The sequence below is a fragment of the Kitasatospora sp. NPDC087314 genome (genome assembly GCF_044744365.1).
In the GTDB taxonomy this organism is placed as follows: Bacteria; Actinomycetota; Actinomycetes; order Streptomycetales; family Streptomycetaceae; genus Kitasatospora.
The window spans coordinates 82,143-94,350 of record NZ_JBIUYE010000001.1 but is presented as its reverse complement, the minus strand read 5'-3'; the positions used below and the strand labels follow the sequence as shown (position 1 = coordinate 94,350).

12 protein-coding genes are annotated in these 12,208 nt (G+C 73.8%); 2 read left to right on the top strand and 10 right to left on the bottom strand.

The window, feature by feature from the left end; translation table 11 throughout:
- Window positions 1–26: 26 nt before the first annotated feature.
- The 4 genes from ACIO5E_RS00410 to ACIO5E_RS00395 form a co-directional block, all read right to left on the bottom strand.
- A complete protein-coding gene (locus tag ACIO5E_RS00410) occupies window positions 27–1,820 on the bottom strand; it encodes an LCP family protein (RefSeq protein ID WP_400661760.1) in 1,794 nt (597 codons plus the stop codon).
- 12 nt (window positions 1,821–1,832) lie between these two features.
- Entirely contained in the window at window positions 1,833–2,465 is a 633-nt protein-coding gene (gene nadD, locus ACIO5E_RS00405) for a nicotinate-nucleotide adenylyltransferase (protein ID WP_400661758.1), read from the bottom strand.
- Between the two features lie 124 nt (window positions 2,466–2,589).
- Entirely contained in the window at window positions 2,590–2,745 is a 156-nt protein-coding gene (locus ACIO5E_RS00400) for a hypothetical protein (protein ID WP_280677064.1), read from the bottom strand.
- 151 nt (window positions 2,746–2,896) lie between these two features.
- Window positions 2,897–3,043 carry a hypothetical protein gene (locus ACIO5E_RS00395; RefSeq protein WP_400661755.1) on the bottom strand — a complete coding sequence of 49 codons (147 nt, stop codon included), beginning with the start codon at window positions 3,041–3,043 and terminating at the stop codon, window positions 2,897–2,899.
- A gap of 248 nt (window positions 3,044–3,291) precedes the next feature.
- Between ACIO5E_RS00395 and ACIO5E_RS00390 the strand changes: the two genes are divergently transcribed.
- Window positions 3,292–4,362 carry a M48 family metallopeptidase gene (locus ACIO5E_RS00390; protein WP_400661753.1) on the top strand — a complete coding sequence of 357 codons (1,071 nt, stop codon included), beginning with the start codon at window positions 3,292–3,294 and terminating at the stop codon, window positions 4,360–4,362.
- A gap of 112 nt (window positions 4,363–4,474) precedes the next feature.
- Here the strand turns inward: ACIO5E_RS00390 and ACIO5E_RS00385 are convergent, their stop codons facing one another.
- The 5 genes from ACIO5E_RS00385 to proB all read right to left on the bottom strand — a co-directional run bounded on the left by ACIO5E_RS00385 (window position 4,475) and on the right by proB (window position 9,560).
- A complete protein-coding gene (locus ACIO5E_RS00385) occupies window positions 4,475–5,536 on the bottom strand; it encodes a hypothetical protein (RefSeq protein WP_400661751.1) in 1,062 nt (353 codons plus the stop codon).
- 104 nt (window positions 5,537–5,640) lie between these two features.
- On the bottom strand, window positions 5,641–6,225 hold the full coding sequence (locus tag ACIO5E_RS00380) for a hypothetical protein (RefSeq protein ID WP_400661749.1): 585 nt from the start codon (window positions 6,223–6,225) through the stop codon (window positions 5,641–5,643).
- Window positions 6,226–6,337: 112 nt separating this feature from the next.
- Entirely contained in the window at window positions 6,338–7,660 is a 1,323-nt protein-coding gene (locus tag ACIO5E_RS00375; protein ID WP_280677075.1) for a glutamate-5-semialdehyde dehydrogenase, read from the bottom strand.
- Window positions 7,661–7,730: 70 nt separating this feature from the next.
- Window positions 7,731–8,255: a hypothetical protein gene (locus tag ACIO5E_RS00370; RefSeq protein ID WP_400661746.1), complete on the bottom strand. Its 525-nt coding sequence runs from the start codon at window positions 8,253–8,255 to the stop codon at window positions 7,731–7,733.
- Between the two features lie 168 nt (window positions 8,256–8,423).
- Complete coding sequence (gene proB / locus ACIO5E_RS00365) at window positions 8,424–9,560, bottom strand: glutamate 5-kinase (RefSeq protein WP_400661744.1); 1,137 nt, start codon at window positions 9,558–9,560, stop codon at window positions 8,424–8,426.
- A 310-nt stretch (window positions 9,561–9,870) separates the two neighbouring features.
- On the opposite strand from proB, the gene ACIO5E_RS00360 reads away from it, so the two are divergent.
- A complete protein-coding gene (locus ACIO5E_RS00360; RefSeq protein ID WP_400661741.1) occupies window positions 9,871–10,614 on the top strand; it encodes a hypothetical protein in 744 nt (247 codons plus the stop codon).
- Window positions 10,615–10,704: 90 nt separating this feature from the next.
- Here the strand turns inward: ACIO5E_RS00360 and obgE are convergent, their stop codons facing one another.
- A complete protein-coding gene (obgE, locus tag ACIO5E_RS00355) occupies window positions 10,705–12,180 on the bottom strand; it encodes a GTPase ObgE (protein ID WP_280677083.1) in 1,476 nt (491 codons plus the stop codon).
- Window positions 12,181–12,208: the final 28 nt, after the last annotated feature.

Here is a 12,208-nt window from a genome sequence, read left to right as displayed (position 1 = left end):
CGCCCGCCCGGGCCGAAGGACGCGGCCTACTGGTTCTTCGGCGGCTGGTAGTCCTTGCCGAGCACGACCACCAGGTCCGCGTTCTGGGCGTCGCCGACCTTCTTCGCCGCCGTATCCGGCAGGCCGAGGCTGATCGCCAGCGACTTCGCCGCGGCCTGCCGGGCGTCGTCGGTGTAGCGGATCTCACTGGTGGCCTGCGCGGCGGTCTTGGATCCGCCGGGGATGAAGGTCAGGCCCGCGTTGGTGATCTGGACCTGCGCGGCGGCCGCCGCCTGGTCGTTGCCGGTGGCGTCCTGGAGCGAGACCCGGGCCGGGGCGTCGGCGGAGGACGCGGACTTCACGGTGCCGCCCAGCACGTCCTTGACCTGCTTGCCCGCCGTGGCCTCGTCCAGGCCGCCGTCGGGCTTGACGGTCAGCGCCGTGGTGCCGAGGTGGCCGTCCTTCGCCTGCTGGGCGAGCTGGGCGAGCACCCCGGCGAGGGCGTCCTCGGGCAGCGAGGGGTCGAGCACCGCGTTCATCCGGTGCACGTCGTCCTTGGCGTCCTTGAACTCGGTCGGCATGGTGCGCACCACCGCGTCCATCACCTGTCCGAACCGGGCCAGTTGGGCGTCCCGGTTCTCACCGGCCGCCTGCAGGGTGGCGTACGCGACCGCGGCCTTCCCGTTGAGCAGGGTGTTCTTGCCCGCCGCCGACAGCAGCTTGCCGTCCGGCTTGCCACCCTCGTGGGTCTCGGCGTTGGTGTCCACCCGGACACCGCCGAGCTGGGAGACCAGCATCTCCAGGTACGGGGTGTCCAGCCGCCAGGTGCCGGCCACCGGGGCGCCGAGCACGGTGGACAGGCCGTCGCGGGTCGCGGAGGCACCGATGCCGTCCATGGCCTGCCCGATGGTGGTGACCGGCGGGTCGCCGGGACCGGGCAGCCGCAGGGTGTCGGGCAGCAGCAGCACGGTGCCCTTCTTCCCGGCGGAGTCGTTGACCAGCAGCGCGCTGGAGACCTTGCCCTGCAGGTCGCGCAGGTGCACCACGTTGACCTGGCGCGGACCGGCCGCGCTCGCCGCGGTCTGCTTGTCGCCGGTGAACCAGAGGTAGCCGCCGGTGCCGGCCGCCGCGAGCGCCACCACCACGCCGAGGCCGATCAGCCGGTTGCGCAGCTTGCGGCGGCGTTCGGCGCGCACCTCGCTGCGGGACTCGGCGAACTTCAGCCAGTCGATGACGTCCTCGGACTCCTCCGCCTCCTCGTCGACGAAGGTGAACTCGTCCGTCGGGTAGTCGCCCTTGGGCCCCTTGCCGCCGGCCTTGCCGGCCCGGGCCCCGCCGACGAGTTCGGACGGCGGCTCGGGCTTGGCCGGCGCCGCCTCGGCGGCGGGCCGGGGCACGCGCGGGCGCGGCACGGCCGGAGCGACGGGCGCGGCGGCGGCCCCGGGCACGGCCCCGGACCCCGGCTGCGGTTCGGGCTCGGCCACCGCCGGAGCGGCCGGGTACGGATGCTGCTGGTAGCCGTCGTAGCCGTACGCCTGCTCCTGGTAGCCGTAGCCTCCCTGCTGCTGGTACGCCTGCACGGGCTGCCCGTACTGGTCGTACTGCTGCTGCGGAAGCTGCCCGGGCTGCCCCGGCTGCTGGTACCCCTGGTACGGCTGCTGCTGGTACTGCTGCTCCTGGTAGCCGCCGTACGGGTCCTGGGTGTAGACCGGCTGCCCGTACTGGTCGTACTGCTGCTGCGGGAGCTGCTCGGGCTGCTGCTGGTAGCCCTGGTACGGCTGCTGGTACTGCCCGGTGGACCAGTCTTCCGGCTGTTGCTGTCCGCCGCGTCGCTCAGTCACGCCCGCTCCTGATCAGGTCCGGTGCGGCGCGTACAGCGCCCGCTTGTCGATGTAACGGACCACGCCGTCCGGGACGAGGTACCAGACCGGTTCGCCCTTGGCGACCCGGTTGCGGCAGTCCGTGGAGGAGATGGCCAGCGCGGGGACCTCCACCAGGGACACCCCGCCCACCGGAAGCCCGGCGTCCGACAGAGTGTGCCCCGGGCGGGTGCATCCGATGAAGTGGGCGAGCGAGAAGAGCTCGTCGGAGTCGCGCCAGGACAGGATCTGGGCGAGGGCGTCGGCGCCGGTGATGAAGAAGAGGTCGGCGTCCGGGTGCTGGGCGTGCAGGTCGCGCAGGGTGTCGACGGTGTACGTCGGGCCCTCGCGGTCGATGTCGATCCGGCTGACCGAGAACTGCGGGTTCTCGGCGGTGGCGATGACCGTCATCAGGTAGCGGTCCTCGGCCGGGGTGACCTGGCGGTCGCTCTTCTGCCACGGCTGCCCGGTCGGCACGAAGATCACCTCGTCCAGGTGGAACGCGCTCGCCACCTCGCTGGCGGCGACCAGGTGGCCGTGGTGGATCGGGTCGAAGGTGCCGCCCATCACCCCGAGGCGCTTCTTCACCGGTTCCGGTCCGCCGGGATTCCCGGCCTGCTCTCCCATGCCGCCACACCTTACGCGACGCCCGTTACGGTGCGGGAACGCCCGGGTGGGGGTTGTCCGCAGACGCGTGAGGGAGCGGCCGGCGGGTGTGCCGGACGCTCCCCGAGCAGCGCCGTGGGCCCGTTCAGCGGTCCCGGTTGAAGCGGGTGGTCACGAAGAGCAGGAGCACCAGGATGAACAGCGCGGCGCCGCCCGTCAGGTACGGGTTCAGGCTCTCGTGGTTGCCCCCCTCGCCCTCGGCGAGCAGGTTCAGGACGGGAAGTGCGGCGGCAGTGTTCATGGTCGGCGGGACCTTCTCGGCTCGGGTGAACGGACCTGGGGTTCTTCCGGGCCGGTGAAGGCCCACCCGTCATCGTACGGGGGGTCGCCCGGCAACCGCTCGGCGGCCCACCGCCGCTGACCGCGCGTGAGCCGGAGCGGGGCGGCGGGGCTCAGTTGCCGCGGAAGGCCCGCGCCATGATCCACACCAGCAGGCCGACGCCGACGAACGACGCGATCACGATGATCCGCAGGAACAGGCCCGGACCGGCCTCGTTCGAAATGGGCGCGGCCAGGCTGACAAGCGTGTCGGTGGACATCTGCGGGGCTCCTCGAACTGCTCGGTACCGCGGCCGGGTCCGGTCTCGGTTCTCCAGGGCATTCAGGGTAAACCGGCCTCACACCGGCGCCGCCCACCGACCCCTGCGGCGTGGCCCGGACCGCGCGTACGCTGGCCGCGGGGACGAGTACGCAACCACGGACGTTGCCAGGACAGTCGTTGCAGGCGAAGACCAGCGGGGGCCGGCCGCCGGGCCGGGGCCGCCGTCGACCAGGAGGTACTCAGACCATGACCGACCCGATCGCGAAGACCCCGAGCCGTCGGCGCCAGCGCTTCCCCGACATCTCCACCCGCGCCTGGGAACACCCCGCCGACCGTTCCGCCCTGGTCGCCCTGCGCAAGCTGACCGGCTTCGACGAGGTCCTGAAGAAGCTCGCCGGCCTGGTGTCCGAGCGTGCGATCCGACTGATGTTCCTGGCCACCGCCGTGAAGACCTCCGAGCGCCAGTTCCCCGAGCTGAACGACATGGTGCGCGACGCCGCCTACGTGCTCGACCTGGAGCAGGTCCCGGACCTGTACGTCACCCAGGACCCGACGGTCAACGCGTACTGCATCGGCATCGACACCCCGATCATCGTGATCACCAGCGGCCTGGTCGACCTGCTCGACGAGGAGGAGCTGCGCTCGGTCATCGGCCACGAGGTCGGCCACGCGATGTCCGGCCACGCGGTCTACCGGACGATGCTGATGATCCTCACCAACATCGCCACCCGGGTCGCCTGGGTGCCGCTCGGCAACCTGGCGATCATGGCGATCGTCACCGCGCTCAAGGAGTGGTTCCGCAAGGCGGAGCTGTCCAGCGACCGGGCCGGCCTGCTCGCCGGGCAGGACGTCCAGGCGTCCATGCGCGCCCTGATGAAGCTGGCCGGCGGGCACAACCTGGCCGAGCTGAACGTCGACGCCTTCCTGGAGCAGGCCGAGGAGTACGAGAAGGCCGGCGACCTGCGCGACGGCGTGCTCAAGCTGCTCCAGCTGCTGCCGCAGAGCCACCCGTTCGCGGTGGTGCGGGTCGCCCAGCTGAAGAAGTGGGCGGAGAGCGACGAGTACCGCTCGATCCTGGCCGGCGCCTACCCGCGCCGCTCGGACGACCCGGACACCTCGGTCGGCGAGCAGTGGAAGGCCGCCGCCGACCACTACACGACCTCGGTGAAGGAGAGCAAGGACCCGCTGATGGGCCTGATCCGGGACGTGGCCGGCGGCGCGGCGACCGTCGGCGGCAAACTCCGCGACACCTTCACGGGCGCCGCGCGCGGCGGCCCGTCGAACCGCGACGACCGAACCGACCGCAGCGACGGCTGATCCGCCGCACCTGCGCGCCGACGACGGCCCGGACGTCCAACCGGACGCCCGGGCCGTCCGCCGTCTCCCCCAAGGCTCCGGCAAGGCTGCGGGAATCCCGGTGAGGCGCCCCTCAGCTTCCCGCCAGCACTCCGCACACCTGCCACGCCGGCTGCGCGTGGTTGCCCGGGTCGATCGGCGACGGGGGCGCGACCTGGGCGCCCTGCGGGGTGGCCAGCACCGGCTGGAGGAACCCGGCCATCGAGGTGGTGCAGGGCTCCGGACCGGCCTGGATCACCGAGTCCACCAGCCGCAGCTGCGCCGAGGCGAGGTCGACCCGGTCGAACTGGAAGGTCAGCTGCCGCCGGACGGTCTCCAGGGTGACCGGCGCCCCGGCCGGGGCGCCGGCGGGCTTCAGCGCGTAGACGAAGGTGTGGTCGGTGGTGATCTGCAGCGTGCCGGTGTCCGCCTCGTCGATCCGCATCGCGCCGGTCACCTTCACGGTGTCGGCGGCCAGCGCGACCCGCGCCGGGTCGAAGCGGACCAGCCAGCCGGTCAGCGCGTGGTGCCGGTCGTCGACGGGCTGGCTCACGCTGGCGTCGAACTGGGCCTGCTCACCGGGGGTGACGAAGGCCCGGACGTCGGCGGTGGCGCCCTGGACGAGGGTGGCCGGGGTCAGCGAGGAGGCGACCAGGTAGCGCTGGACGGTGTCGAGCGCCTTGGTGACCTCGCCCCGGCTGAAGTGCTCGGTGGCGGCCCCGGTCGGGGTGCCCAGTCCGATCGCCCCGTCGCTGTACCCGGTCGGCAGCGCGGCGAACGGATCCGCCGGGTCGGCCACCGCCCGGACCGCCGAGGCCGGGCTCAACGCGACCAGGCTGACGGTCAGTTGACTGCCCTCGGGCCGGGCCGACATCCCGGTCGGCGAGCGGACGCCGAAGTACACCGCGGCCCCGAAGGCCAGCAGGATGAGCAGCAGCAGGGCGAGCGCCTGCCGCGGCACGGTACCCAGCGGGCCGAGCCGCACCCGCGGGCGGGTGGCCCGGCCGAAGGAGCCGGCCAGCCGCTCCCGGGCGGACAGCTCCTGGATCCGGGCAGCCCGGACGAACGACTCGTCGAACACGACGGACCGGTATTCGTCCTCGTTTCCGGAACCACCGTCGGGCGCACCCTCAGGAGGCTCTCGCGGGTCACCCATGACACCAGGGTAAGGCGCATCCGCGCCCCTCCACGAGGGTGCTCACACAGATTCCCGGGAACGCCCGGCGACCGCCCGCCCCGGCGCGCACCACCCCGTCGACGTCACCCCGCGGGTGCGGTGACCACGAGCGAAGGCTCGGCCGGCGCGGGCCTCGGGTCGGTCCCGGGGCTGCTGCTGCCGGACTCCGGGCGCCGGGGCGCGCCGGAGGAGCCGCCCACGCCCTGGTAGATCGCCGCGACCGCGACCGCCACCAGGCTCACGCCCATGATCACGGCCAGCACCCACGCCACCGGCCGGTGCCAGCGTTGCTGGGCCACGTACCGCCCGTGCCCGTGCACCGGGTCGTAGCCGCGCCGGCCCCGGCGTCGGCCGGGGCGGCCGGTCGCCCGGCCGGGGCCCGACCAGGGATCCGGGTAGAGGCGGTCGTCGTCGAGTCCGCTCGGGTACGGGCGCAGCTCCAGCGGCAGCCCGTCCCCGGCCGTGACGTCATAGCCCCAGCCCGGGCCCGCGGTGTCCGGCTCGAACCTGGCCTCGGCGGCGGCGAGCTGCCGCTCCTTGGCCGTCGGCTCGTGCACGGCGGCGGATCGGACGAAGGCCTCATCGAAGACCACGGTGGCGAACTCGTCGTCCGCACCACCGTGGTCGGCGCCGTCGGGGTACGGCGAGCCCCCCACATCGTCAGCCACGGATTCAGCGTATTACCGGGCGGACGATTTGTCTGTGGCTCATCGCAGTTGGTCCGTCACACGTGTGACGCACGGCGGTCCGGGCCGCCCCGGCCCGCCGCCCGGGCCCCGCTCAGCGGGCGTCCGCGGCCCCGCCCACGGTCTGCGTCGCCTCGCCGCGCACGTGCCCGTCACCGGTGACGATGTACTTGGTGCTGGTCAGCTCGGGCAGGCCCATCGGGCCACGGGCGTGCAGCTTCTGGGTGGAGATGCCGATCTCCGCGCCGAAGCCGAACTCCCCGCCGTCGGTGAAGCGGGTGGAGGCGTTGACGGCCACCGTGGTCGAGTCGACCAGCCGGGTGAAGCGACGGGCGGCGGCCTGCGAGGTGGTGACGATCGCCTCGGTGTGGCCGGAGGACCAGCGGCGGATGTGCTCGACGGCGGCGTCCAGCGAGGGCACCACGGCCGCGGCCAGGTCGTACGAGAGGTACTCGGCGCCCCAGTCCTCGTCGGTGGCGGGCACCACGGTCGCGGCACCGCCCTCGGCGGCCTTGAGCACCGCGTCGTCGCCGTGCACGGTCACCCCGGCCTCGGCGAGCGCGGCCAGCGCGAGCGGCAGGAAGGCGTCCGCGACGTCCTGGTGGACCAGCAGCGTCTCGGCGGCGTTGCAGACGCTGACCCGCTGCGCCTTGGAGTTCAGCAGGATGCCGACGGCCATCGCCAGGTCGGTCTGCGCGTCCACGTAGACGTGGCAGTTGCCGGTGCCGGTCTCGATCACCGGCACGGTCGAGCCCTCGACCACGGTGCGGATCAGCGAGGCGCCGCCGCGCGGGATCAGCACGTCGACCAGGCCGCGGGCGCGCATCAGCTCCTGGACGGAGTCCCGGCTCTCGCCCGGGACGAGCTGGACGGCGTCGGCGGGCAGCCCGGCCTCGGCGACGGCGTCCCGCAGGACGGCGACCAGCGCGGTGTTGGAGCGGTAGGCGGAGGCGGAGCCGCGCAGCAGCACCGCGTTGCCGGACTTGAGGCAGAGCGCGGCGGCGTCCACCGTGACGTTCGGCCGGGCCTCGTAGATGATGCCGACCACGCCGAGCGGCACCCGCACCTGGCGTACGTCCAGGCCGTTGGGCAGCGTGTAGCCGCGCAGCACCTCGCCGACCGGGTCGGGCAGACCGACGACGTCGCGCACGTCGGACGCGATCGCGGCGATCCGCTCGTCGTCGAGGCTCAGCCGGTCGATCACCGACTCGGCGGTGCCGGCCTCGCGGGCCCGGGCCACGTCCTCGGCGTTGGCAGCGGTGATCTCGGCACTGCGGGCCACCAGGGCGTCCGCGATCGCCAGCAGCGCGGCGTCCTTCGCCTTGCGCGGCAGCGGGGCGAGCGCGGCGGCCGCCTCCCGGGCTCGGCGCGCTACGGCGAGGACGGGGCTGTCGGCGGTGGCGAGATCGCTGGTCATGCGCCAAGGGTAGCGACTGCGCCGAGCCCGCCGAGCGGCCATTTCGCCCGGTGAGACAGCGTCCGGACGCTCAGTACGGGTGCACCCCGCCCAGGTGCGGCGGCGGATCGCCGAAGCCCTCCGCCACCCGTTTGTGGTACGTCGCCCGGTCGACCACCTCCAGGCCGACGATCTCCCACGGCGGCAGGTTCGCGGTGACCTTGTGCTCGCCCCACAGCCGCAGCGCGATCGCCGCCGCGTCGTGCAGGTCCCGGGCCTGCTCCCAGTACCGGATCTCGGCGTGGTCGGCGGCGTAGCGGGCGGTGAGGAAGAACGAGTGGTCGTACGCCAGCCGCTCCAGCGAGGCGCGCAGCGAGGACAGCGGGGTGACCTGCCCGGACACGCTCAGCACCACGTGCCAGAGCCGGGCCTGCTCGGGCACGGTGGGCGGCTCCCCCGTGTCGGCACGCCGCGGCCGCAGCCCGCGCACCCCGCCGGGCCCCTGCGGCGGCGGACCGGCCGGCTCGGCGGGGCCGTCCCCGCGGCCGCCGTCGATGCTGGTCAGCCGCCGGCCCGCCGTCCCTGCGGTCAGCGCTGCCTCGCGCCTGCGTTCCACCGGCGGCCTCCTGTTCGGCGATGTCGTGTCGTCCCCCGCACCGGCCCCGCCGGCCCGCGGCCGACCGGTACGGCTGCGCCCCTCCTCGCCCGCGGCCGGGCCTCTCCCCGTACGCAGCGGTCCACCGACCGCACTCCGCCGACGGGCCGGCACCGGCACACCGGCCGGTCAGCCGCGCAGAACGACCAGGTCGTCGCGGTGGACGACCTCGCGCTCGTACGCGGCGCCGAACTCCTGGGCCAGGTCGCGGGTGGACCGGCCGAGCAGGCGGGGCAACTCCCTCGCATCAAAGTTGACCAGTCCGCGAGCCACGATGTGGCCGTTTTCGGCAAGAAGGTCCACCGGATCACCCGCGGTGAACTCCCCGTCGACCTTGGTGACCCCGGCGGGCAGCAGCGAGGCGCCGCCGGAGACGACGGCCGTGACGGCGCCCGCGTCCAGGTGCAGGGCGCCGCGCGGGCTGCTCGCGTGGGCCAGCCAGAGCATCCGGTCGGAGGTGCGGCTGCCGGTGCGCAGGAAGAGGGTGCCGGTGGGCCGGCCGGCCAGCGCGTCGGCGGCCTGGCTGGCGGCGGTGAGCACCACCGGGATGCCCGCGCCGGTGGCGATCCGGGCCGCCTCGACCTTGGTGACCATGCCGCCGGTGCCGACGCCGGCCTTGCCCGCGCTGCCGATCTCGACGCCGTCGAGGTCGTGCGGGCCGCCCACCCGGTCGATCCGGCTGCTGCCGGGGCGGGCCGGGTCGCCGTCGTAGAGGCCGTCCACGTCGGAGAGCAGCACGAGCAGGTCGGCCCGGACCAGGTGGGCGACCAGCGCGGCCAGCCGGTCGTTGTCCCCGAACTTGATTTCGGCGGTGGCGACGGTGTCGTTCTCGTTGACGATCGGCATCGCGCCCATCGCCAGCAGCTGGTCGAGGGTGCGGTAGGCGTTGCGGTAGTGGGCGCGCCGGCTGGCGTCCTCGGCAGTGAGCAGCACCTGGCCGACCCGGATGCCGTACCGGGCGAAGGAGGCGGTGTAGCGGGCGACCAGCAGGCCCTGGCCGACGCTGGCGGCGGCCTGCTGGCGGGCCAGGTCCTTGGGCCGCCGGTCCAGGCCGAGCGGGGCGAGCCCGGCGGCGATGGCGCCGGAGGAGACGAGGACGACCTCGGGCGCCTCCGGGCGGCTGCGTGCTTTGGCGAGCGCGTCCACCAGGGCGTCGACCCGGTCGGCGTCCAGGCCGCCGGCCGCCGTGGTGAGCGAGGAGGAGCCGACCTTGACGACGATCCGCCGCGCGGTCAGCACCTCCTCGCGCAGTGAGTCCTCGCTCATCTCGCTGTACGCCCTTCCGGTGTGGTGCGGGTGCGGCGGGCCCGGCCCGGGGCCGCCATCCCCGAAATCTACGCGATCCGCGCAGGTCACCCGCAGGGAGTTTCACCGGCTGGACCCGCCCTGGTCACGGCGTCGCCACAGCCCGACCGCCAATCCGGGTGGCTGGTATGGTCCCTGACCGCAAGCCAGATCGGGGGACGGCTTCTTGCCCGCTGAACCCATTCGTCTTCGACGTTCCCGTCATCGGGGCGGCGCCGCACTGGGCAGGCCGGCAACGGTTCGCGGCCGCGCGCCCGGGAGAAAGCGCACCATGCGTTCGTACACCACCAAGCTGACCGTCGCCGCACTGGCGGCGGCCACCGCCCTGTCGCTCGCGGCCTGCGGTCCGGACAACACGGACACCCCGGCCGGGGCGGGCGGCGCCACCGGCGCGGCGCCGGCGCCGACCACCGCCGCCTCCGGGGCCGCGACCGGCGGCGCGGCCGGCGGTTCGACCCCGGCCCCGACCAGCGCGGCCCCCGGGGCCGGGACGGCCGGTGCCACGGGCGGCGCCGGGACGGCCGGCGCGGCGGGCGGTGGCGCGGGCGGCGCCGTGCCCGCGGCCACCACCGCGGTGAAGGTCGGCCGGCCCGCGACCGTGGACTTCGCCGACAAGACCTCCAAGGTCGCCACCAAGCTGGAGATCACCGTCACCGGTGTCGAGGCCGGCTCGCTCCAGGACCTGACCGCCGCGAAGGTCCCCACCACCGGTTTGGAGGGCCGCACCCCGATGTACGTGAGCTACACCATCAAGAACCTCGGGGACGCCAGCCTCTCCTTCACCGCCCCGGACTCGAAGTTCGTCGTCTTCGACAACACCGGCCAGAAGGGCCTGAACGTCATGAACGCCGCCAACCCGCTGCCCAAGTGCACGGGGGCGAAGTTCCAGGGCGTCACGAAGGGCGTCGAGGCCAAGGGCTGCACCATCATCGCCACCACCGGCACCGCCCCGGTCGCGGTCGGCTACACGGACCTCACCGACCTGCTGAAGCTCCAGGCCTCCTGGACGAAGTGACGTCCCGTCGGCCGTGAGCACGCGAACGGCCCCCGCCACCTCGAAGGGTGGCGGGGGCCGTTCGTGCCGGTGGGCCCGGGGGCCGTCCGGTCAGTCCTCGTCGTCGCCCTCGATGGAGGCCTGGCGGCCGCTGGAGAGCGCCTCGAAGGCGAGGAACTCGGCCTCGGCCGCGTCCTTGCCCTTCTGCTTCTCGCGGCGGCGGTCGACCGCCGGGCGCGGGTTCTCGAAGCGGTGGTCCTCACCGCGACGGCCGAGCATCTCGGCGCCGGCGGCCATGGTCGGCTCCCAGTCGAAGACGACGGCGTTCTCGTCCGGGCCGATGATGACGGTGTCGCCCTCGTGCGCCCCGACCTTCCACAGCTTGTCCTCGACGCCGAGGCGGGCCAGCCGGTCGGCGAGGTAGCCGACGGCCTCGTCGTTGGAGAAGTCGGTCTGGCGGACCCAGCGCTCCGGCTTGGTGCCGCGGATGCGGAAGGCGCCGTCCTCCTCGGTGATGGTGAAGCCGGCGTCGTCAACGGCCTTGGGGCGCAGCACGATCCGGGTCGACTCCTCGACCGGCTTGGCGGCGCGCGCCTCGGCGACGATCTGCGCCAGCGCGAAGCTCAGCTCGCGCAGGCCCTTGCGGGAGGCCGCGGAGACCTCGAACACCCGGTAGCCGCGCTCCTCCAGGGACTCCCGGGTGAGGTCGGCGATGTCCTGGCCGTCCGGCACGTCCACCTTGTTGAGCGCGACCAGGCGCGGGCGCTCGTCCAGGCCGCCGTACTCGGCCAGCTCGGCCTCGATGGTCTCCAGGTCGGTCAGCGGGTCGCGGCCGGGCTCCAGGGTGGCGCAGTCCAGCACGTGCACCAGCACCGAGCAGCGCTCGACGTGCCGCAGGAACTCCAGGCCGAGGCCGCGGCCCTGGCTGGCGCCGGGGATCAGGCCGGGCACGTCGGCGATGGTGTAGACGGTGTCGCCCGCGGTGACCACGCCGAGGTTGGGGATCAGGGTGGTGAACGGGTAGTCCGCGATCTTCGGCTTGGCTGCGGAGAGCACCGAGATCAGCGAGGACTTGCCGGCGCTCGGGTAGCCGACCAGGGCCACGTCGGCGACGGACTTGAGCTCCATGACGATGTCCCGGGCCTCGCCGGGCTCGCCGAGCAGCGCGAAGCCGGGCGCCTTGCGGCGAGCCGAGGCCAGCGCCGCGTTGCCGAGGCCGCCACGGCCGCCCTGGGCGGCGACGAAGCTGGTGCCGTGCCCGACCAGGTCGGCCAGCACGTTGCCCTGCCGGTCCAGCACCACGGTGCCGTCCGGCACCAGCAGGACCAGGTCCTCGCCGTCCGCGCCGGTGCGGTGGCCGCCCGCGCCGGGCTTGCCGTTGGTGGCCTTGCGCTTGGGCGAGTGGTGGTACTCGAGCAGGGTGGTGATCTGCGCGTCGACGGTGAGGATGACGCTGCCGCCCTCTCCGCCGTTACCGCCGTCCGGGCCGCCGAGCGGCTTGAACTTCTCCCGGTGCACGGAGGCGCAGCCGTGGCCCCCGTTACCCGCGGCGACGTGAAGTTCGACGCGGTCCACGAAGGTGGTCATGGTGTGCCTCCAGTGTGCGAAAGTCTGC